The sequence below is a fragment of the Neobacillus sp. C211 genome (genome assembly GCF_051842875.1).
In the GTDB taxonomy this organism is placed as follows: Bacteria; Bacillota; Bacilli; order Bacillales; family Cytobacillaceae; genus Neobacillus.
On sequence record NZ_JBPXRO010000053.1, the window covers coordinates 1 to 22,249 of the forward strand.

General features: G+C 37.8%; 22 protein-coding genes. 10 read left to right on the forward strand and 12 right to left on the reverse strand.

The window, feature by feature from the left end:
* Positions 1-395 precede the first annotated feature (395 nt).
* Entirely contained in the window at positions 396-521 is a 126-nt protein-coding gene (locus ACSU6B_RS27775; RefSeq protein ID WP_285289276.1) for a hypothetical protein, read from the reverse strand.
* Between the two features lie 203 nt (positions 522-724).
* Here ACSU6B_RS27775 and ACSU6B_RS27780 point away from each other — a divergent pair, with 203 nt between their 5' ends.
* Positions 725-1,237 carry a DUF3231 family protein gene (locus tag ACSU6B_RS27780; protein WP_410889623.1) on the forward strand — a complete coding sequence of 171 codons (513 nt, stop codon included), beginning with the start codon at positions 725-727 and terminating at the stop codon, positions 1,235-1,237.
* 134 nt (positions 1,238-1,371) lie between these two features.
* Here the strand turns inward: ACSU6B_RS27780 and ACSU6B_RS27785 are convergent, their stop codons facing one another.
* The 4 genes from ACSU6B_RS27785 to ACSU6B_RS27800 all read right to left on the reverse strand — a co-directional run bounded on the left by ACSU6B_RS27785 (position 1,372) and on the right by ACSU6B_RS27800 (position 5,330).
* Positions 1,372-2,211 carry a pentapeptide repeat-containing protein gene (locus ACSU6B_RS27785; RefSeq protein WP_410889624.1) on the reverse strand — a complete coding sequence of 280 codons (840 nt, stop codon included), beginning with the start codon at positions 2,209-2,211 and terminating at the stop codon, positions 1,372-1,374.
* Between the two features lie 127 nt (positions 2,212-2,338).
* A complete protein-coding gene (locus tag ACSU6B_RS27790) occupies positions 2,339-3,544 on the reverse strand; it encodes an MFS transporter (RefSeq protein WP_215007992.1) in 1,206 nt (401 codons plus the stop codon).
* A 212-nt stretch (positions 3,545-3,756) separates the two neighbouring features.
* Positions 3,757-4,488 carry a DUF475 domain-containing protein gene (locus tag ACSU6B_RS27795; protein ID WP_215007995.1) on the reverse strand — a complete coding sequence of 244 codons (732 nt, stop codon included), beginning with the start codon at positions 4,486-4,488 and terminating at the stop codon, positions 3,757-3,759.
* Positions 4,489-4,841: 353 nt separating this feature from the next.
* Positions 4,842-5,330, reverse strand: coding sequence for a GNAT family N-acetyltransferase (locus ACSU6B_RS27800; RefSeq protein ID WP_410889627.1), 489 nt, complete (start codon positions 5,328-5,330; stop codon positions 4,842-4,844).
* Between the two features lie 127 nt (positions 5,331-5,457).
* Between ACSU6B_RS27800 and ACSU6B_RS27805 the strand changes: the two genes are divergently transcribed.
* The 4 genes from ACSU6B_RS27805 to ACSU6B_RS27820 all read left to right on the forward strand — a co-directional run bounded on the left by ACSU6B_RS27805 (position 5,458) and on the right by ACSU6B_RS27820 (position 9,684).
* Positions 5,458-5,931 (forward strand): hypothetical protein, encoded by a 474-nt coding sequence (locus tag ACSU6B_RS27805; protein ID WP_410889629.1) that lies wholly within the window; start codon positions 5,458-5,460, stop codon positions 5,929-5,931.
* Between the two features lie 611 nt (positions 5,932-6,542).
* Positions 6,543-7,628 carry a BMP family lipoprotein gene (locus ACSU6B_RS27810; protein ID WP_410889630.1) on the forward strand — a complete coding sequence of 362 codons (1,086 nt, stop codon included), beginning with the start codon at positions 6,543-6,545 and terminating at the stop codon, positions 7,626-7,628.
* A gap of 47 nt (positions 7,629-7,675) precedes the next feature.
* Complete coding sequence (locus ACSU6B_RS27815) at positions 7,676-8,773, forward strand: carbohydrate kinase (RefSeq protein WP_410889644.1); 1,098 nt, start codon at positions 7,676-7,678, stop codon at positions 8,771-8,773.
* Positions 8,770-9,684 (forward strand): pseudouridine-5'-phosphate glycosidase, encoded by a 915-nt coding sequence (locus ACSU6B_RS27820; RefSeq protein ID WP_410889632.1) that lies wholly within the window; start codon positions 8,770-8,772, stop codon positions 9,682-9,684. Before ACSU6B_RS27815 ends, ACSU6B_RS27820 begins: the two co-directional genes overlap by 4 nt.
* Positions 9,685-10,187: 503 nt before the next feature.
* On the opposite strand, the gene ACSU6B_RS27825 is transcribed toward ACSU6B_RS27820, so the two are convergent.
* Positions 10,188-10,481: an antibiotic biosynthesis monooxygenase family protein gene (locus ACSU6B_RS27825; protein WP_410889633.1), complete on the reverse strand. Its 294-nt coding sequence runs from the start codon at positions 10,479-10,481 to the stop codon at positions 10,188-10,190.
* A gap of 230 nt (positions 10,482-10,711) precedes the next feature.
* Here ACSU6B_RS27825 and ACSU6B_RS27830 point away from each other — a divergent pair, with 230 nt between their 5' ends.
* On the forward strand, positions 10,712-11,029 hold the full coding sequence (locus tag ACSU6B_RS27830) for a hypothetical protein (RefSeq protein ID WP_410889634.1): 318 nt from the start codon (positions 10,712-10,714) through the stop codon (positions 11,027-11,029).
* Positions 11,030-11,145: 116 nt separating this feature from the next.
* On the opposite strand, the gene ACSU6B_RS27835 is transcribed toward ACSU6B_RS27830, so the two are convergent.
* The 3 genes from ACSU6B_RS27835 to fabG all read right to left on the reverse strand — a co-directional run bounded on the left by ACSU6B_RS27835 (position 11,146) and on the right by fabG (position 14,066).
* Positions 11,146-11,352: a hypothetical protein gene (locus ACSU6B_RS27835; protein WP_168244179.1), complete on the reverse strand. Its 207-nt coding sequence runs from the start codon at positions 11,350-11,352 to the stop codon at positions 11,146-11,148.
* Between the two features lie 325 nt (positions 11,353-11,677).
* A complete protein-coding gene (locus ACSU6B_RS27840; RefSeq protein ID WP_215008012.1) occupies positions 11,678-12,868 on the reverse strand; it encodes an acetyl-CoA C-acetyltransferase in 1,191 nt (396 codons plus the stop codon).
* A 463-nt stretch (positions 12,869-13,331) separates the two neighbouring features.
* The gene (gene fabG / locus ACSU6B_RS27845; protein WP_215008014.1) at positions 13,332-14,066 is read right to left on the reverse strand and encodes a 3-oxoacyl-[acyl-carrier-protein] reductase; all 735 of its coding nucleotides are present in this window, start codon (positions 14,064-14,066) and stop codon (positions 13,332-13,334) included.
* A 322-nt stretch (positions 14,067-14,388) separates the two neighbouring features.
* Here fabG and ACSU6B_RS27850 point away from each other — a divergent pair, with 322 nt between their 5' ends.
* The 3 genes from ACSU6B_RS27850 (at position 14,389) to phaC (ending at position 16,785) form a co-directional block, all read left to right on the forward strand.
* Positions 14,389-14,793 (forward strand): polyhydroxyalkanoic acid synthase subunit PhaR, encoded by a 405-nt coding sequence (locus ACSU6B_RS27850; protein ID WP_168244181.1) that lies wholly within the window; start codon positions 14,389-14,391, stop codon positions 14,791-14,793.
* Between the two features lie 91 nt (positions 14,794-14,884).
* The gene (locus ACSU6B_RS27855; protein ID WP_215008016.1) at positions 14,885-15,628 is read left to right on the forward strand and encodes a 3-oxoacyl-ACP reductase; all 744 of its coding nucleotides are present in this window, start codon (positions 14,885-14,887) and stop codon (positions 15,626-15,628) included.
* Between the two features lie 80 nt (positions 15,629-15,708).
* Positions 15,709-16,785: a class III poly(R)-hydroxyalkanoic acid synthase subunit PhaC gene (gene phaC, locus ACSU6B_RS27860; RefSeq protein WP_215008019.1), complete on the forward strand. Its 1,077-nt coding sequence runs from the start codon at positions 15,709-15,711 to the stop codon at positions 16,783-16,785.
* 819 nt (positions 16,786-17,604) lie between these two features.
* On the opposite strand, the gene ACSU6B_RS27865 is transcribed toward phaC, so the two are convergent.
* From ACSU6B_RS27865 to ACSU6B_RS27875, 3 genes are all read right to left on the reverse strand, one after another.
* The gene (locus ACSU6B_RS27865) at positions 17,605-18,069 is read right to left on the reverse strand and encodes a LysM peptidoglycan-binding domain-containing protein (protein WP_410889636.1); all 465 of its coding nucleotides are present in this window, start codon (positions 18,067-18,069) and stop codon (positions 17,605-17,607) included.
* Between the two features lie 296 nt (positions 18,070-18,365).
* Positions 18,366-19,025, reverse strand: coding sequence for a DUF429 domain-containing protein (locus ACSU6B_RS27870; RefSeq protein ID WP_410889638.1), 660 nt, complete (start codon positions 19,023-19,025; stop codon positions 18,366-18,368).
* Positions 19,026-19,073: 48 nt separating this feature from the next.
* Positions 19,074-20,363, reverse strand: coding sequence for an AAA family ATPase (locus ACSU6B_RS27875; protein ID WP_410889640.1), 1,290 nt, complete (start codon positions 20,361-20,363; stop codon positions 19,074-19,076).
* A gap of 355 nt (positions 20,364-20,718) precedes the next feature.
* Here ACSU6B_RS27875 and ACSU6B_RS27880 point away from each other — a divergent pair, with 355 nt between their 5' ends.
* On the forward strand, positions 20,719-22,161 hold the full coding sequence (locus tag ACSU6B_RS27880; protein ID WP_410889642.1) for a flavin monoamine oxidase family protein: 1,443 nt from the start codon (positions 20,719-20,721) through the stop codon (positions 22,159-22,161).
* Positions 22,162-22,249: the final 88 nt, after the last annotated feature.

The following is a 22,249-nucleotide window of genomic DNA, read 5'->3' on the forward strand; positions in this document are numbered from 1 at the left end:
ACAAATTCGCTTATTAAAGAAGCGACAAAATCTATCATATCGCATTTCTATTAATTTATCAATTAAAAAATATATCCATTTTTAAAAGATTGATACTAATAAAAAGCTTATAAATAGTGTTTTTTAAAAAGTGAAAAATAATATATCACATTTTCCGCATCGGTGTCAATAAAAATTTAATATTTTTGACCACCTCAAAAGGGAACTTTGATATAATAACATCCTCTTTACGATCACTTCAATAGAAATGTTTTCCAAATGAGACCAATTAAGATCCTGTTTTTTGCTAAAACCGAACCGTATATTCCATGACCTAAAATTAAAATCATCCAAACAATTGTAAAGCGCTAGAGGAAATCTCTAGCGCTTACTCAAACTGAATATTTATATAAAATCTATGTGGTTGGCCGTGTTTTTTCAGCTTTTTTGTTCTGCGGTTTCATTTCGGAAGCAAATTCAGAACTAGTTAGACTTTTTGCACTTTGTAGCCCTGATTTTGTTTTTATATTCCGTTTAGTCATGTTTTCACCACCACTCTTAAAGTGCCTATTAATTTAACCAATCAGCAGAAAAAGATGCGGTGATTCGAACAAGAATTTATTTCTTCATTATAAAGAATCACATTAATTTTCGATGAATCGGACAATATATATATGTGCTGTGCTTAAACGAAAGGTGGCACTTGGATATGAATAAAATAACTTATACACTGAGGAGGGCAACAATGGGAATTTTAAGTGGAAATCCTAGAGAAGAGCCATTGCACTATGGTGAAGTTTTCGATATCTGGTCTTCACAATTAGTTGGAAATAGTATGATTGCTGGTTATCAAACGATGTTAAACCATACAGGGGACGATGATCTAAAAAAGTTATTAGTTGAAGCAATTGAAACCTGCCAGCAACAAAAGAAACAAGTGGAAGAACTTTTAAAAGAAAATGGTATTGGTTTACCACCAGCTGCTCCTGAGCCTCCTGAAGCATGTTTAGAAGAAATACCGGTTGGAGCAAGAATCCCGGATCCAGCCATTGCAGCGACACTTTCTGCTGATCTTGCTGCTGGCTTAGTAGCTTGCAGCCAGGTTATTGGTAAGTCCATTCGGGAAGATGTTGCCATGATGTATGGTCAATTCCATAACCAAAAGGCAGTGTTAGGAGCAAAAGTCCTTCGGTTGAACAAAGAAAAAGGCTGGCTTATCCCACCTCCACTGCATCTTAATAAACATCACGACTGCTAATATACTTAAAAGTCAATTACCCCTATTGTAAATAAACACGGTTAGCATTAACCGTGTTTCCTTATTCCCATGTAGCCTGCAGTATCCCTTTACATTTCAGGTGGTCTTTATATATGCGTACAAAATGCATGTTATTACCCAACTTTTATCCAATGATCTGGAATTCTTAAAGCAGATGGTAATTTGGTAGTACTATCTCCCAATGCCGAATTGACTTGTGCTTGTGTGAGAAAGATACTTCCGGTGAGATCAGCACCACGTATATCAGCATCTCTAAAGTCTGCACCAATCAGATCTGTTACTCTCATATCAGATTTCCGGAGATCCGCCGCAATTAGCAACGCTCCTCTTAAATTAGCTCCCCTTAGGTCAACGCCTTTTAATTTTGCACCAAAAAGGTCTTTCCCCCTTCTTTTGTCATTCTTAGGTGAAACTTTAGCACGGACAAGTTCACTAGTACGGAGAAGTAAATCATTAACGTCCACTCGATGCGCTTGTACATTAAGCTCTATGATAGATTTTGGATTCAGATGGGTAAGATGCTCCGTTTCTTCTAGTACTGACTGCAAATCTTTATGGATAGGCTGTGCATCTTCTAAGCTAAGCGCTTCATTTAAGTAACAAAGCATCTCGTGAAGTTGTTGCATAATTGGAAATATATTAAACATTTCTTTAGCTATGGCTGGGTCATCCCGCCAATCCCTTCCATAGTATGTCACTTGTGATACCTTTTGACCTGCACCAAAGCATTCATATCCAACACAGCCTCTAAATCCTTCTTTTCTGAGATTTTTATGGATACCACAACGATAATCTGATTGTAAATTGGGACAAGGAGTACCTGCTTCTTTATCAAATGCAAAATCAGCCGATTTTGCATAGGGCAGCGCAACACAGCATAGTCCAAAACAATTTTCACAGTCCGCACTAAATTTTTTAAGATTAGTGTTATTTTCTTTTATTTCATTAGACATTCCTACACATCCTTTTATGTAAATCAGCTATTGCGCCAAGTTATTTATAAATCTTCTATGCTTCTAATTTAACACAAAAAACCCTCTCATCCGCAATAGATAAGAGGGCTTATAATCTATGAATCATTCAGGAAAGTGCTTTTCTCTTTAGCGCCCTACTGTTTAAATTATTACCATTCCAAAAAGCCATACTGGTAGCAATTAATAATAAGATACCTGTTACGATAAAAACACTTTGAACCGGGAACATTCCACCGAGGAATCCTCCAATAATCGGCCCAATCATCCCGCCTAGTTGGTTAGCGGTTTGATTCAAACTAAATGCTCTGCCACGGAAATCCTCTGGGGTCGATTTTACAACGAGCCCATTTAACGCTGGGAAGACTGCACAGAAAAATATCCCAAATACAAAGCGAATGAACGAAAATCCCCAAATCTCACTAAATAAAACTTGAGCAAATGTTCCTAATCCGCCGCCCAATAACCCGATAAATAAAACACGTTGAAATCCAACTTTGTCCGCCCATTTCCCCCATAATGGAGCAAAAAGAGCACTAGCGATTCCAGGCAGAGAGAACACTACACCCGCTAATAATGAGGCATTTTCAGACGACCCACCCAGTTTCACGATATATAAAGGGAGCACGGGCTCAATCGTCATGACAGAACAGCTAGTGAGAACAGTTAGAATAAGGACGAGTAAAAAAGGGCGATTGGACAATGCTACTTTAAAGTCAGTCTTAATAGAACCCCGAACCTTACTCGGAGTAAAATTTTCCTCAACTACCCAAAAGATGATAAGGAGTGTGGCAATAAAAACAATCATGCCTGCAGTAGCAAAGGCCAAGCGATTACCGACTAAATGAGAAATTCCTCCTCCTAACAAGGGACCAAGAATCGTTCCTGATGCTGATGCGGTAGAAATCAAGGAAAGGGCATACCCTACTTTATTATTAGGAGTATTGGTCCCTATCAAAGCGATTGAACCAGGAATGAATCCACTAAGTAATCCTTGCAAAATGCGTAGAACTAATATTTCATAGGGATTTGTAACAAAAGCCATTAACGTATAGATGACAAAGAGGACAAATCCTGCACGGATAATCATCGGTTTTCTTCCGTACTTATCTGCCATCCTCCCCCAAAACGGGGATGCAATCGCTCCTGCAAAAAAGGCGGAACTAAATAATAATCCTGACCACATTTCCGTATGTTCGTGCACACCTATTTGCAGAAGAAAAATTGGTAAAAAGGGAATGACCATGGAAAAGCTTGCGGCTGTAAAGAAGACCCCAATCCAAAGTACCCATAAATTCCGCTTCCAGTTTAGCATGCATTCCATCTCCAATGTTTGATCAAATTAGTACCATTTTTTTCCTTACCAATGATCATTTTATTTTGGTTAATAATAACATACTGTTCATTTATTTTCACTTCCGAAATATTTGTATACAGAAATACATGGATTCTATGAAATAATTGCTTTTCTTTCTACCACTAAAAAAAGACCAGGATTCCTGATCTTTTGAGCTTGATTATTTTAAATTAAAGGGTTTTTTCTTTTCCGGAATTTTTCCTGACTGCATGAACTAGGAATGTACCTGAGAATACCGCAATTAATATGGAAAAGAAAACAAATTCGTCTAATTGGTATCCAAATGCAGAAATGATCATTTTTATCGCGATTATCGCAATTAAGATGAACGCGGTAGTTTCCACTTCAGGAACCTTTTCAATCAATGTTAGAAATAGTTGAGCTACCCCTCGCATCATTAAAATCCCGATCACACCACCTAGAAAGAGGACCCACTCTTGATTAGAAACTCCAAATGCCGCAATTACACTGTCCAAACTAAAGGCAATGTCCATTAACTCAACCGTTAACACCGTTCTCCAAAATCCCATTTTTTTATTCGGGACTTCATCTTCGCCTTCATTATTCTTGATAAAGTTTTGAATGACAATCCAAAGTAAGTAATGACCACCGACAATTTTTATCCAACCAATATTAATTAAAGTAACTCCTACACCTATGGCTAAAATTCGGAAAAAATACGCACCAAAAATACCGTAGAATAGGGCTTTCTTTCGTTGATCTTTAGGTAATTTTTTCACTAAAATAGCTAAAACAAGGGCGTTATCGGCAGATAATAGCCCTTCAAGAACAACAAGTGTCCCAATGACTCCCCAACTAGCTGGATTAGAAAATACCTTTTCAAAAGCTTCTAATGAAAAAAATGAACTATAGCTATTGATAATTTCCTGTAGAAATTCCATTTTTTCTCCCTTTCCAACACTTTTTTTACTTCAAGCTTCTCAGTTCAAATTCTATACTTCCGGTGCTTGTCCCTCATTCACCCAATTGATGTTATCCCTTTTCTCACATCCTACTTTATATGTATGTATAGCCCTGAAATTAATGAACCAAAAACATCCCTACCTTTGAATGCGATTATATATTTTTACTTTTTGCTAGAAAAATGAGCAACAAAGGTACTAATCACGGAAAAGCCAAGGTTAATGTATAAATTTATCCTAATCAAAAAGACGATTCTGTCTCGAATCGTCTTTTTTCATGCCTTTTATCTGTAAGATTTTTTTCTATATGGTCAATAAAATCACCCAAACATTCACCCTAACTTTTTACTCATGTTGTACCAAATCACTCCACCATGGTGGGAGCTTGAAACCCCATTGTTGAGGTATCCATGGTTTTCATAGAAGCGAATTAAGTCAGCTTTACAGGTGAGAGTCATCGTCTCACGTTTTTTTGCACTTGCTTCTGTTTCTATATATGCAAGTAACGCTGATGCCACACCACGTTTTTGAAAATACGGGGACACCGCTAATCCTAAAATACTTTGATGCCCGCCAGACACAGGATTCTCCTTTATATCACTATAGAGGTCATCTGTAATGTGCGCTTGATTAATGACAGGACCATTAACAAGACCAGCAATCACCCCCTCCTCTTCAGCTACAAAAAAACTATCTGAAATAAATTGAATGCGTTTTTCAAATGCTTCCTTCGTCGCAGCCTCTTCTTTTGAAAAGCAAAGATGTTCAATTACTATTAGTTCAGGTAAATCTTCCATTTTTACGTTTCGAATTTTTAACATATCTATCATTCCTCCAACCTAATTAATTATCTCAATAATTCGATCAAATAAAATTACCTAAGTGTCCTTTACGGGCTCGTCTTAATTACATACACTAAAACAATTCAACAGTTTGGGAGTGAAATAAATGTATTCTAACTTAGTTTCAAATGTTAGAACAGCCTTGGCTTACACGGTACAGGCCATTCGATTTGCCGATAGTGCCTTAATCCTTTTTTTAGAAATGTCCGCATTTCCTTTACCACCAAATCCAATTAAAGTACAATTCTATCAAGATGTCGTCGATAATCTCACAGAGGCTTATCTTGCCATGAAAGCTTTACCTTTCGATACTCATTTTCCTAGTGATCCTGTTTTTCCAAATGCCCCTATTGTTCCCCAAAGCCAAGATAACCAACACCTTATTCATCTATCCGACAACCGTATCTCACTGGCATTAGATAAGACGGAAGATACCATTAACTATATTGACCAAGCGATTCTGTTAAGCGGTGACAATGATCGACTTAACGGGCAGCTCTTTTTCATTAAACTAAGTTTAGTTGCCGCTCGAGACGCACTGGTTTCAGGTCTAAATGAACCGGATTTTGATAACCATTAATCTTTACCGACGACACTATTTTTATTTGGTGACGGGCACGATTAACCGCTAATTGTTAACGTCGACCCCTTTTTTCTATGGTGGCGAGCACAATAATGATGGACAAAAGTTACCGTAGTAGCAAGCGATTTGTCTTTCATAAGCTTTATGATGGACAAAAGATACCGCAGTAGCAAGGGATTTGTCTTTCGTAAGCTTTATGATGGACAAAAGTTACTGTAGTAGCAAGGGATTTGTCTTTCATAAGCTTTATGATGGACAAAAGTTACCGTAGTAACAAGAGATTTGTCCATAATAGGTACCGCTTAATGCTGCTTCTAATTTACAGTCGGATTCTTTTATCTCAATCACACGGTGATCCATTCCCTACAAACCGCAGACATTTTGAATACTACCGCAGAAAAATGGCACCACTGCATCTGTTTTAAAGATGATGATTCCACATCAAAAAAACAAACCTTTTCACAGTGCAAAGGTTTGTTTAGTTTCGGCTAAAATAGGTTGACCTAACTACTGGCAGGATGTATAATTCAAACATAAGTTTAGTCTTTAAACAAAAGTTTATAAGGACGTTTTACTTAACCAACAAACATCATAAGGGGGTACATATTTTGAAAAAACAAAAAGTTGGAATGGCACTATCACTTGTTCTTGCTGCAGGTACACTGTTAGGCGCTTGTGGAAAAAGTAATGACAACAAAGTCGATGAAGCAGCCAAAGGCGGTGGGAATGATCAAACTTTCACTGCTGCAATGGTGACTGATATCGGTGGTGTTGATGACAAATCATTTAACCAATCATCTTGGGAAGGTCTCAAAAGTTTTGGCGAAGAAAACGGTTTGAAAAAAGGTATAGGCGGTTACGATTACCTTCAATCCAAATCGGATGCCGATTATACAACAAACTTAAATAAACTTGCTCGTGAAGGATTTGACTTAGTTTATGCGATCGGCTTCTTGATGCCAGCAGCTGTTGAGGAAATTGCAACCCAGCAAAAAGATTCCAAATTTGCAATCGTTGATGCTGAAGTAAAGCAGCCTAACGTTGCTAGTATTTTATTCAAAGAGCAAGAAGCTGGATTCCTTGCAGGAATAGCAGCGGCTAAAACCACAAAATCTAACCATATTGGATTTATTGGCGGCATGGAAATTCCAGTGGTTGAACGTTTCGAATCTGGTTTTTTAGCCGGGGTTAAAGCTGCTAAACCTGAGGTAAAAGTGGACGTGCAATATGCAGGTGCGTTTGACAAGGCAGAACTTGGTCAAACAATCGCTTCTAAAATGTATTCTTCTGGTGCGGACGTAATTTTCCACTCCGCAGGGGGAACTGGTGTTGGTTTATTCAAAGAAGCAAATGACCGAAAAGCAAAAGACCCTGGCAAAGATATTTGGGCTATCGGTGTAGACCGCGATCAAGCTGATATGGGTAAAGATGTGGTTCTTACATCTGCTTTAAAACGTGTTGATGTAGCTGTTAAAGACCTGGCAACAAAAACAAAAGAAGGTAATTTCCCGGGCGGCGAAGTTGCGTTATTTGGTTTAGCAGAAGATGGTGTTGGCTTAGCCCCTATCAATGCAAAAGCTACAAACAAAGCGGAAATTGAAGCTGCCATAAAAGAATGGGTTGAAAAGATTAAATCAGGTGATGTAAAAGTTCCTGAATCACGTAAAGAATTAAAAACTTTTAGTCCAAAGTAATCGTACTGATTAGGAAGATTAAATGGGGTGAGTTTGTGCCTGAAAGAATGAATGATAAAGAACAATTGATTATCGATTTAATACGTAAGAACCCCTATGTTTCTCAGCAAGAACTGGCTGAAATATTAGGCTTATCCAGGCCTTCCATTGCAAATATAATTTCTGGCTTAATTAAAAAAGGTAATATTCTAGGCAGAGCTTATATTCTTAGTGAATCACAACATGTTATTTGTATAGGCGGGGCTAATATTGACCGTAAATTCCATATCAAGGACAAAGCCCAGTTAGGTACTTCCAATCCTATTTACGCCACTCAGAATGCCGGCGGGGTTGCCCGGAATATCGCTGAAAATCTAGGGCGACTTGGAATGGACGTATCACTTATTTCTACATGCGGCGCCGATAAGGACTGGTCGGTCATTGAAGATTCATCATCTCTTTACATGAACTTAGAAACCGTGACCCAATTTCCTGAAAAATCAACAGGTTCCTACACGGCTGTTTTAGACTCAAGCGGAGAATTAGTTATTGCGTTAGCGGATATGGAAGTGTATGAGGCCATCACACCTGATTTACTGCTTAAACATGACGTACAATTAAGTCACGCCAAATGTATTATGGTCGATTTAAACTGTCCGAAAGAAACGGTTCAATTCTTATGTCATTTCGCAAATAGCCATGATTTACCGATTGTGTTAATACCCGTTTCATCGCCAAAGATGAATCGATTACCAGATAATTTAGAAGGTGTTGCATGGCTCATTACGAACCGAGATGAATCTGAAACTTACCTCCAAACTGAAATCAAGAATGAGGAAGATTGGAAGAATGCATTAGAAAAATGGCTGGCACTAGGGATAGCCAATGTGGTTATTACTAATGGAAAACAAGGCTCGATGATAGGTAATAAAAAAGAAGGAATTTTTCATGTACCTTCTATTGAAATTAATGAAGTCGTCGATGTAACGGGTGCGGGAGACGCTTTTTCCTCTGCTGTTATATACTCTTGGTTAGAAGGTAAATCGTTGGTCGAAATTGCTAAAGCTGGGAGTATGAATGCTTCTAAAACACTGCAATCATCTTATACAGTTAGACAGGATTTATCAGCAGAACAACTACAAAAAGACATGGAGGAATTATCATGAAACAATACATTACATTATCTGAAGAAGTACGTATCGCCAAGGAACAAGGAAAACCAATCGTTGCCTTAGAGTCTACAATTATCTCACATGGTATGCCCTACCCACAAAATGTGAAAACCGCACGTGAAGTGGAACAAATTATCCGTGATAATGGCGCTGTTCCGGCAACAATTGCAATCGTTGATGGAAAAATTAAAATTGGATTATCCGATGAAGAGCTAGAAATGTTCGGTAAGAGTTCAGATGTAGCAAAAGCATCTAGACGTGATTTAGCTTATTTACTCGCTACAAAAAAACTGGGGGCAACAACAGTAGCCGCAACGATGATTTGTGCCGAGGCTGCAGGAATTAATATCTTCGTAACTGGTGGTATTGGCGGTGCTCACCGCGGTGCAGAGACTACCATGGATATCTCTGCAGACCTAGAAGAACTCGGACAAACAAACGTGGCCGTCATTTGTGCAGGTGCCAAATCGATTCTAGATTTAGGGTTAACAATGGAATATCTTGAAACAAAAGGCGTACCTGTTATTGGTTATCAAACCGATGTACTCCCTGCCTTCTATACGCGTAATAGTGAATTCTCAGTGAACTTCCGTGCAGACGATGCGGAAACAATCGCCTCGACGCTAAAAGTTAAATGGGATATAAACCTAAAAGGCGGAGCTGTGATCGCCAACCCAATCCCTGAAGAATTCGCCATGGATGAAAAAACCATTACTAATGTAATTGATGCAGCTTTAAAGGAAGCAGAAGAAAAACACATATCCGGTAAAAATGTAACGCCATTCTTACTAGGTAAGGTGAAAGAATTAACTGATGGTAAGAGCCTAGATGCAAACATTGCTTTAGTTAAAAACAATGCAGTAGTAGGAGCTCAAATAGCTGTAAGTTTTAATGGTATGAAATAAGGATTGTAAAACAACCTTTCCCGGCAGCAGCCTCATTCTTGCAGACACAATCTAGCTTCTAGATGAGTCTGCAAGCTTTTTTATTGATATAGGATTCTTTTGGAAGTTTAGATGCAATTTTACACAAGAAAATATTAAAAAAAGCGGAATCCTCATCCTTCGTTTATACTCACTTTCATTCCTAAATTCCAGTTGCAATTCCTTCTTGGTAAATTTCTCGAACTTGAGCCCAATCTTCATCTTGCATATTATCTATTGAGAATAGAATTTTTCATAAAACTACTTGCTTTATATTATTTATAATGATTTAACTTCTTCAATAATGGATTCTCCCTCACTTTGGTCAGTATCTGTCCATTTCCATCTCTCATGTAATCTAATTCTTCCCTCTGGCAGAGTTTCTGGGGTAGATTGACATTGACCGCCTCTTATTTCGTTTCTTGAGTTAACATGGTTATACCTAAACTGTAAACTGCCCTTTTCCTCAACTATTCCAATAAGTGTCAAAGTCGAATATTCTCAAAATGTTCAACAGTTGGAAATGGGTCATAAAAACGATGTAACTGTTTTTTCCATTCTTGATACTCGTTTGATTGCCTAAACCCAACTGTATGGTCTTCTAATGTTTCCCACTTTACCAATAATAAATATTTCCCTTTAACTTCTATACAACGTTGTAATTCGTGAGATATGTAACCTTTCATAGATGCAATGATTTCTGATGCCTGACGAAATGCTTCCTCATACTCCTCTTCCATTCCCGGTCTAACCTTAAGCATAACTGCTTCCAATATCATCTAATTCCCCCTTAAATAGATTTGCCTTTGCCGTTTTGTAAAAATTCGACATAAATCTATTTTTTCCTTTATTACAGTCGAATAATTCTTAAGAAAGTCGCTTATATGTATTTTTCATCACATCTTCTTTTAACAATCGGATGTACAATCGTAGTGAATCTATAATAGAAAAGGGGCATAGTCTATTTATTTATCGAAATCAATACATAATAGTTTAGGAGGTTGTTCTTTTGTTCAATTTACTAATATTCGTTTTAATTACTATTACTCTAATCTTATTGAGTCTTTTTATTGATGGGCTGATGAGGCTGCATAAGCAAGAAAAGGAAGATAAAAAAAATATTGTCAGAGATGGCATGGAACGTTATTTAGATCAAACATTTGGAATTGGACCGGTAAAAATATTTAAAACAATGTTTGATGCCGATGGCAATGTAAGATATTTGGTTTATTTGCCGCAGTACGAATGGTTCAAAACCCCAAATTACAAATGGTATGAAGTGTATGCCACCAAAAACGGATTTCAACATACTGAAATCGAAGGATGATTTCAGTCATATTGACAAAGAACGCCCCATTTCTATGGGGTGTTCTTTGATTTATCAGGTATCTAGCCTTGCATGGGAAAACTTTTTACACAGTAATATTTGGAAAAACTATTTTATCATTCTGTCGATTGGGCTTTAGATGTGTTTTGTACTTGTGTTACGGCCGTTAAAGCAGACGAAATTTCGTTTGATGCCTGTTTCATCGCTTCCTGGGCGAGAGTAGGATCGGAATTTGCTTTTTCAATTGCTTTTGTTAACAATTCTTCTGTTAGTGCTACATTTGCTTTTGCTTGGTTTAGTTGATTTACATCAATTTGTGGCATGAGTTTCTCTCCTTTTGTTACGGCTGTGTTAAACTAGTTTGTTGATTTCCGCTTCAGGCGCTTCGCTTTCCGCGGGCGGGTTCGGGGAGCCTCCTCGGCACTAAAGCGCCTGCGGGGTCTCCCCTGTCCATGTTCCCGGAGAAGTCTCGCGTCCTCCGCTCCATCAACAAGGTTACAATATCATCTTTACCTTTAACACAGCCGTTGTTTTAAATTACTTCTATATCATCACCATGCATTTTATTTTTATTTAAGGTAAAAATTACCTCGAAAAAAAATGCCTCGGAGTTATCTCCAAGACATTTTTTACAATTTTTATTCATTCTTACTTAACATTTTCGATAATGGTTGCTACACCTTGTCCTCCACCGACACATAACGTAGCTAAACCATAGCGGTTTTCTCTTTTCTTCATTTCATGAATTAAAGTTACCAAAATTCTTGCTCCACTTGCACCGATTGGGTGACCAAGTGCAATCGCACCACCATTAACATTTAACTTTTCTTTATTAAATTGAAGCTCGCGATCTACAGCAATCGATTGTGCCGCAAATGCTTCGTTTGCTTCAATTAATTCAATGTCTTCTAAAGATAAAGACGCTGTTTTTAGAGCTTTTTTCACTGCAGGGACAGGACCGATTCCCATAATACTCGGATCCACACCTACAGTAGCGTTTGCTTTAATTGTTACTAGAGGGGTTACGCCTAATTCCTCTGCCTTTTTACGGCTCATCACTACAAATGCTGCCGCTCCATCATTAATTCCTGAAGAGTTAGCAGCAGTAACAGATCCATCCTTTTTGAATGCAGGACGAAGCTTACCCAATCCTTCTGCAGTCGTTCCAAACCGTGGGAACTCATCTTGGCTGAATAATGTCACTTGTCCTTTACGGCCAGGTACCTCAACAGGGACAATTTCATCAGCAAATCGATTGGATTCAATCGCTGCTTGTGCCTTTTGCTGACTCCACGCTGCAAATTCATCTTGTTCAGCACGTGTGATTTCATATTTCTCAGCAAGATTTTCAGCTGTAATTCCCATATGATAGTCATTTTCTGCACACCATAATCCGTCTTTAATCATACTGTCTAAAATTTTCTGATCGCCCATTTTAAATCCATTTCGTCCGCCTTTTAACAGATGTGGAGCTTGACTCATATTCTCCATACCGCCTGCAACAACCACTTCTGCCTCTCCAGCTAGAATCGCTTGTGTTGCCAAGTGAACAGCCTTTAATCCTGATCCACAGACCTTATTAATTGTCAATGCTGGTGCCTCTTGAGGAATACCTGCAGCAAGAGAAGCTTGTCTTGCCGGATTTTGTCCAGCTCCTGCTTGTAAAACATTCCCCATAATCACTTCATCTACATCATTAGGATTAATTCCAGCTTTTTGAATAGCTGCTTTAATTACAGTAGAACCTAACTGTACAGCCGAAACATTTTCTAAACTCCCTAAAAAACTACCAATTGCTGTCCTTACTGCGCTTACAATTACAACTTCATTTACAGTCATTCTGATTTCCCCCAAAAAGTGATTTATGTATTCAAATAATAATTCCTCACAAATTTTACTACATTTCGCGGTATTTTTCGTGACAAACTATTCGACAAATTCAGAGTTTTTTTATTTATCGCTATAAAAAAATTAAGATCTTAACCTGACATATTCAACGTTTATCCCCTTTAAAAAAGGCCTAGAAAATCCACTATTGGCAAAGTAAAAGGTGTAATTACATCGATTGAAAATATTAATAAAACAGGCAAAAAAATTCTGTCGAACTTTCGTGTAAATTGACATGTTTTGTAGAACAATTTTCGAGTTTATTCTAACTTGGCATTTGAACAAATAAATGAACGAAAAGATTATGACCGAACCTCCATATATTGTAATATAGCAATTTAGTAATTGTGGTTACCATAATAAACCAAAAAGAGAGAAAATAATTATTTTCTCCCTCAATTTGCAGCTATATTGTCTAAATAACTAATCCGCCATCCACACTTAAGATGGTTCCGTTAATATAATTCGCCTTATCCGAAGCCAAGAATACATATGCTGCGGCAATATCTTCTGGTTTGCCAAGCTTCCTAAGCGGAGTCTTTTCCTTCATAAATTGAAGCACCTTATCTGGCACCGCTGCAGTCATACCTGTTTCAATGAAACCTGGAGCAACTGCATTGACTCGGATCCCCTTAGGGCCAAATTCTTTTGCCCAGCTTTTCGTCAGCCCAATGACGCCCGCCTTTGTCGCGGCATAATTTGTTTGACCAATATTTCCATATAAACCAACGACGGAAGATGCGTTAAGAATAACGCCCGACCCCTGCTTTAACATATTAGGAGCTACAGCCTTCGTGCATTTAAAAACACCTGATAGATTGACAGAAATGACTCTTTCCCAATCCGATTCCTCCATCTTTGTTAAAAAACCATCAAGTGTAATTCCGGCATTGTTAATTAAGATATCGATTCGGCCATGCTTACCTATTGTGGATTGAACCATTTCTTCTATCTGGGTGCTGTCCGTTACATCGACTTTATAAAATTCTACTTTTTCATGATTCAATTCTTCTAATGCAGATTTACCAGCCGACTCATCATAATCACAGATGACGACGTTTGCACCCTCTTGGAGAAATTGTTTAGCCGTTTCTTTTCCAATCCCCTGTGCACCACCTGTAATTAACACAACCTTTTTACTAAACTCCAAAATAAATCACCTCGTTTTTTTCTTTTCAGGATAGACCTTTGCACAACATCAGCATCCCTAGGCAAATGAGAAAAGAAATCCAAAACAAAAAAGTGGCGATGAAACTAGGCTTTGGACAAAATTAAATCCATTTTTACCCATATTATGATGGATTATTGCTAATTATCACTCTTGTTAAAATACTTTACAATTCGCAAGAAAGTGAGAAATTTGTCAAAAAATGATGAAATGTATTTTAATAATTTTTAATCTTTCACCTTTTAAAATTTCGATGAAGTTAGTATGATGGATAGGTCAACAAAACAAATGTAGGAGGAAAAAAATGAGCACAGACTTTAATTTTTATGAAATGTGGAAGGATCTTTATTCACACTCCAGTAAGTTATTCGATGAGAAAGTAAGCAATGATTTCCCTTCTCAAGGCATGGGACAGGTATTGGAGATGAATCTTCAATTAAAAAAAATGATTGATGAGTCAACGGTAAAATATTTAGAATTTATGAATGTACCAACTCGAAATGACATTGCTAACATTTCTTCGCTGATTGTCAATGTCGATGCAAAAGTAGATGATTTAGAAGAAAGATTAGAAGAGAACTTGGATAACCAAGACCAAGAGTCATTTAAAACAGAATTGTCGAATTTAAAAAAGGATATGAAGAATTTAGATCAAAAATTGAACCAAATCCTTAATGTGTTAAAAACACCAGTAGAAACCAAGAAATAGAAACGCATTACATAAATTTAAATGTAAATGTAAAACTTTTGGCATAACAACAACTACAACAACAACTACTATATATTGGGAGTGGAAAAGAATGACAGAATTAAAAGATAAAGTAGCAATCGTAACAGGCGGCAGCAGAGGAATCGGTGCATCAATTGCATTGGAACTGGCTAAAAATGGTGCGAAAGTTGTCATTAACTATAATATTCGTAAAGAACTAGCAGATAAAGTAGTAGCAGAAATAAATGAAATTGGCGGAGAAGCTTACGCTGTTCAAGCAGATGTTTCTGAAAGTAATGAAGCAGCATACCTTGTACAAGAAACCATCAACCATTATGGTAAATTAGATATCCTGATTAATAATGCAGGAATTACAAGAGACAGCACGTTCAAAAAATTGAAAGAAGAAGATTGGAGAAAAGTAATTGATGTTAATTTAAACAGTGTTTACAACAATACATCTGCAGCATTACCTTATCTTCTTGAATCAGATGCTGGCCGCATCATCAACATTTCGTCCATTATCGGTCAAGCAGGCGGGTTTGGACAAACCAACTATGCTGCCGCAAAAGCAGGACTAATTGGATACACTAAATCTCTCGCTCTTGAACTTGCTAGAAGTAAAGTAACAGTTAATGCGATTTGCCCAGGATTTATTGGAACCGAGATGGTCCAAGCCATTCCTGAAAAAGTTCTTGCAGGAATCGTTGATAAAGTACCACAAAAACGCCTAGGCAAACCAGAAGAAATCGCTCGTGGTGTTGTTTTCCTATGTAAAGATGGTGACTATATTACTGGTCAGCAATTAAATATTAACGGTGGACTTTACATGTAAGTGTCATGAATGTACAACCTTCTTTATATATTAAAAGAGTAAATAAATCATATAAGGAGTGAACAGTTATTAACGCTCAAATGCTAAAAGAATGGAATGAGATGCTAGAGGCTACCCCTCAAAAGTATCAAGAGATGTACCAACGTGTAATTAGGGCATCTCAAGTGTTAACGACCGATGCCGAGCCCGAAGTAGCACCTACACCGAAGGAATTAGTTTGGACTAGAAATAAAGCAAAACTCTATCGGTATATTTCTGATCAACCAAAAAAACATAGAACCCCACTTCTATTTGTTTATGCTCTAATTAATAAGCCTTATATATTGGACCTTACCAAAGGTGGTAGTTTAATAGAATTTATGGTTGAACGTGGGTTTGATGTTTACCTTCTTGACTGGGGTACACCAGGTTACGAAGATAGACATATGAAACTGGATGATTATATTATGGACTATATACCACGTGCCGTTCGTAAAGTAATGAGAAGATCTAATGTTGAGGAAGTATCGATCCTTGGTTATTGCATGGGTGGAACGATCACGTCTGCATTTGCAGCATTACACCCTGAATTGCCAATCCGCAACCTCGTCTTTATGACTAGTCCTTTTGATTTTGAAAATAGCGGCGCATATGGTGCGATGTTAGATGAGCGATATTTTAATATTGATAAAGTGGTAGAAACCCTTGGTGTGATTCCACCAGAAATGATTGACTTTGGAAATAAAATGATCAATCCAATTGGAACCAACTTTGGACCATTTATTAGTCTTGTTGAGCGTGCTGACAATGAAAATTTCATAAAGAGCTTTAAACTACTGCGAAAATGGTTAAACGACGGAATTTTATTCCCTGGTGAAGCCTACCGTCAGTGGATTAGAGACTTTTATCAAAAAAACAAACTGATAAAAGGTGAAATGGTTATTCGTGGTCAAAAGGTCAAACTGGAAAATATCAAGGCAAATGTGCTCAACTTAGCTGGGAAAAACGACCTCATTGCCCCACCGCATCAAGTTGAAGCATTGATGAGCAAGATTTCTAGTGAAGATAAACAATTTAAAGTTTTACCTGTCGGGCATACCTCCATTACTTATGGCAGTCAAGCAACAAAAATAACTTATCCAACCATTTCCGACTGGTTAGAAGAACGATCTAACTAATTATAGTGAAAGTCTAATCAATGAGGAATTTCTTTTACATTAGAAGAGTGTCCCGAAACACGTGGGGCACTCATTTTTTATTTTATCTAGTAGCAAACACTTCTGCGAGGAAAACAAGTTATTACTAGTGGTAAAATTAATTATATGCAATTTTCAGAGAATTGACAAGAGATAAATAAATAAAATATTCTATTAATTCAGTGAATACTTTTATATGGCTTAATAGAGTGATTTGTCCTTCCTATTAAAATATTGCCGAGATTTAAACTAAAGAATAAATCATTTAAAACTGGAAGATTCCTCCTTGTTTTTTATCATTCATGTATGAAATAGGACAATTGTTTTCTACTCAAAAAAAGGAATGGTTGAACTTATCTATTTTAGACTTGATTCTTATAGGTCCTTCTCAGCGGAGAAATGGGTCTCGGGGACCATTGCAAAGATCTAATTAATACCCCTTCAATTAACCTGTAGCACTGTAGGCGATGGATGATGAATCAGGCGGCCATACCGGAAAATAGTTTTTCGCAAGCGGCCCCCCCTCACTTCATTTACTCTTCCAGTTGAAAGTTCCAGGGTATAAATTATGGAAATACATGCTCCGGGAGAAGTATACAATATATATGTCCCATTTGGGGAAAGACGAACATCATTCAATCGGCCACCGGTGTTCTGAGTAATTAGACGCTTTCCGGTTCCATCGGTTTGAATCCGAAAAAGCTGACTGATTCCTGCTCCATCGGGTGCTTGATACAGCAGCTCCGTCCCACTCGGAAACCATTGGACATCCGTTGTACCTGACTGGTTTATTCGCTGGAATTAATGTGTGAAGACATGATACATGATTATTTCATTCTGTTTCGAATAGGCTAATTTTTGACTGTCCGTGGACCAACTTAAATATTGACCTTCCGCTTCTGCAAACCGATCAATACGAGCAATGGAGCCATTAGCTACTTGGACAACGTAAAGAATTCCATTACGTCCTGTGAAAGCGATACTGCTGCTGTCGGGGGACCAAAAAGGAATCGAAGTGGATTCTCCTAAACCATTGGTAAGCTGTAAATTCTGTCCATTGCCGGGATTATATAGCCATAAATCATAGCTTCCCCCTCGGTTGGATGTATACGCAATCATTCCTCGGTCCCCCGGAGGTGCATAAGGAATAATCAACTTCATTCCTGGACTTAAATTATTGGTTGGAAGCTGGTTAATCTGTCTAATTAGCTCATAATTGTTTTGCCCACCCGTTATGACGTTAAATCTTCGTGCAATTTGAAACAATGTGTCCCCGGGTTGAACGACATAGTAAGGGGTGCTCCCATCGCTTCGCAATCTGATACAGGTTATCATCAGGACGGACTGTGTAAAAAAGCTGCATCCTTTTCCCTCCCCTTTACCTTCGTACTCACTTAGGGAAATTATTATTATCTCCCTTCGTCTCCTGCCTATATGATATTAAAGTATGTAAGTGAAGATTCGGTCTGTGATTAATTTGAACCCCCCACGGGCATTATACAATTCTCTCGCTGTACAGACAAAAAAACGCCACAGTATCTAGTACTGTGGCAGAATAACCATCAACAACAATAATCATATGGATGCAGTGGAGGATTCGCAGGAATTGACCACTTTGGCTGCAAGGATGGATCCTTCCAATGCCATGCCCCTAATGCTGCTGCACAGGCATCAATTAAATGACTTTCCTCATCAATAAAAACAGGTAGCATAGTTAACTTTTGCTCACCAAGCCAGTTCCGAATCCAATTTCTCGCTAATAGACTTTGTTTGTAACTCAAAACATACTCCAATTCCTCTTGAGAGAGTCTTGAACCAATCACTGCACCTGGGTGCACTTCCACAATGGAAATCGGATAACTAGAAGTTAGTTTTCCGATTTCTCTACTAAGCTTTATTCCTCTTAGTGTAAGATAAACCATTCGATTTAAAGTTGGCGGCATGATTGATCCAGGCTTCATCCCAAGTGAAACAATAAACTGACGCAACTGTTTATCACCAAGTCTATCTCCCCCGCCGTCCTGATAAGATAAAGGTGCATCTATACCAATAACTACTTCATCTATTTGACTTTGAGCCTCTATTTCTTTTAAAATGTCCAGGTCCCCAATATTCCTCATTAACTTCATAAAATTTAATTGGCAACCTTGTAATTCAAATACCGTTAATACAGTATCTTTATGATTACTTGGACCGGACAAATCAATCCCTATTACTCTCATCAGCAATTTTCTCTTTCTTTTGGGTTTACTAGAATTAATACATCAAAGTTAATCATCTCCAAACCCTGAAAATCCGATCGATGCAGAGGAGAGAGCGTGGTCCCATTCTTGTTTTTGTTGTTTTTGCTGCAGTAATTTTAAGTCCGCACAAAGTCTCTTCACATCAACCTGCTGTTCGTAATGCCATTCAAGGGCAATCGATGTATACAATTCATTGAGCTGCGCATAAGAGAAATCCTTGGTTGAATCAATAACTTGCTGAATCTCTTCCTCTGAAAGAATTAGAGCGATATTCTTGTTTAATAGATACTGATAGCGAAGCTCCTTCGTCGGTACATGGATCTCATATGCCCGGTCAAACCGGCCAGAGCGGTTCATAAGGGCGGGATCTATTTTTTCAGGATAATTCGTTGTCCCGATAATGAAAATTCCTTCTTTCGAGGTGGCACCGTCTAAAATGTTCAGGAAGACGGACCGGACACTTGATGGCATGGAATCAATATCTTCAATGACTAAAACCAATGGTGTCAATTTTAATACAGACGTAAAGACCTCTTTGATCGTATAGCTTGATGTGAATTCAGTGATCTGCCAATAAGCTACCGGAGCATTAATGCTGCTGGCGATTGATTTCACAAGAGTGGTCTTTCCATTACCAGGTTTTCCGTAGAGAAGAATCCCGCGTTTGTAGGGAATATCATACGTTTTGAAAAACTGACCGCTTTCCGAAAAGAATTCGTCAATCGATCGATAAATTTCTCTCTTTAAAGAATCCTCTAAAAATACATCTTCTCTTCTTACCAAAGTCGTAATACTATCAATCTCTGTTTCTACCCCATCTTCTGTATCCGTAAAAACAGTCACATAGTTTTTAATATAATCTCTTTTTCTTTTAAGAACATATTTCAAAAAGGTAACTAAGCATGCATCATTTTTGGCAAAAATAAAATCGCGAGTCATTTCTCCGTCACTTTGAAAAATAACCAATCTTGCCAAAGCAACCTGATAATTCGGATAGTAAAAAAGTCCGTTGGTGATTCGTGGTTTAACAATCAGCTCCATCGCTTTATCGGTATGGTTGGATGAGATCGTTTTGGTCTCGCCTTCTTTATAAATATGACAAATCAATTGTACTTCCGGAGACTCCTCTTTCAGATCTTCCTCAAGAATGTCCCAAATCTCATTTGAGGTATCTTCATCCGAGTACATGTGAAAATCGATTCCAACTTCGTCTATTAGTTTCTCCTGAAGTGTAGAAACAATTTTTGCATAGTCATAATAATACGGCAATGCCTTACGATCGATTTTATTAGTGTCAAACAGAACATTAGTTTTCATCTAGTTCTCCTTAGCATTAGTAATTTCCCATTTATATATTATGATAGCATTTTTATTACTATTAGGTTAACCTAGTTTGCTTTAAAAGACTATATACAACTTTTTTCCTGTTTAACTATTATCTACGTATCATTGCCCCCCTTTTAATAAGAACATCTTTCTAATCTAAATTTGTTATAGCACATACTTTTAGTATAAAAAAACAATAATGATTGATTATCCTTACGCGGAAGCCACAGGTGTTCTCGATAGAAAGAGTAATCACCAAACGTGAAAATAGCACATATGCATCCTTTTATTTGTATATAATGCAATAAGCCATTTTTTGGAAAGGTAAGGGAGGATGCCACATTACATGAATGTTCAACTAACTGATCATCAAATGCTCAAAATTATTAGGGATGGTCTAAAAACATCACAAGTTCCTAGACATATTCTTATAATCGGTGCAGGCATGGCTGGACTCGTCGCTGCCTCTTTATTAAAAGAGGCGGGACATCACGTCACTATTCTGGAAGCCAATGATCGAGTTGGAGGACGTGTTTACACCATAAGGGCTCCCTTTAGCGATCACTTATACTTTAATGCCGGACCCATGCGAATTCCTGAAAAACATCATTTAACCTTTGAATATATTAATAAATTTAAGTTGCCTACAAATCTATTCATTAACCGGACCCCTAACGACCTCATCTTCGCAAATGGCATTAAAACACGTCTTCAACTATTTGAAAAGGATCCGAGCATTTTAAAATTCCCCGTGGTGCCAAATGAAAGAGGGAAATCGTCTGAGGAACTTTTGTTTTCTGTCATCCAACCAATTATCAATTTCATTAACCAAGATCCAGAAAAGAATTGGCCACAAATAGAAAAACAATATAGAAATATAGCGTTTGGATCGTTCTTAAACTATTATTTTTCAAACGGTGCCATTGATATGATTGGTGTTCTCATTGATTTGGAAGCATATATGGGGATGACTTTTATTGAAGTATTACGAGAGCTCATCATCTTAACAGAAACAAAGAAATTTTATGAAATAACAGGTGGCATGGACCGATTGCCAAAAGCATTTCTGCCGCAATTAAACCAGAATATTCTGTTCAACCAAAAGATGATGAAAATATCTCAATCTCAAAACAATGTAACGATTCATTGCAAACACCAAAAAACCGATGAGAGTTTCAGTATAACTGGTGATCTTGCGATTGTGACCATCCCCTTTTCAACCTTACGATTTGTAAAAGTCGAACCTTATGAGTCTTTTTCCTATAATAAAAGGACAGCTATTCGCGAGCTCAATTATATGGCCTCAGCAAAGATCGCTATCGAGTTTAAAAGTAGGTTTTGGGAAAAAGTAGGTCAATTGGGTGGTAAATCGATAACGGATCTGCCGATTCGATTTTCATATTACCCAAGTTATGGTATTGGCACCACCGGACCTGCGGTAGTTATCGCGAGCTACACATGGGCAGATGAGGCTTTAACATTGGAAAGCTTATCTGAAAGAGAGCTGATCCAATATGCTCTAATGAACTTGGCAGAAATTTTTGGGTATCAGGTTTATTCAGAGTTCGTTACAGGAACATCCTTTAGCTGGAGTACGAATCCTTATTCTTGCGGAGCATTTACTGCTTTTGAACCTGGACAGGATTCGGAGCTATATCCTTATATTTCTACACCTGAGGGAAGAGTGCACTTTGCTGGAGAACATACCTCACTTACCCACGGTTGGATACAAGGTGCAATTGAATCGGGAATACGAGTGGCCAACGAAGTGAATGACTTACTAAAATAATTTTGTAAAAAAGGCTGCGATGCAGCCTCAGGCTGTCGAGAAACTTTCGACAGCCTCTTATTTTCTACAATAACTTTAACCATTCACC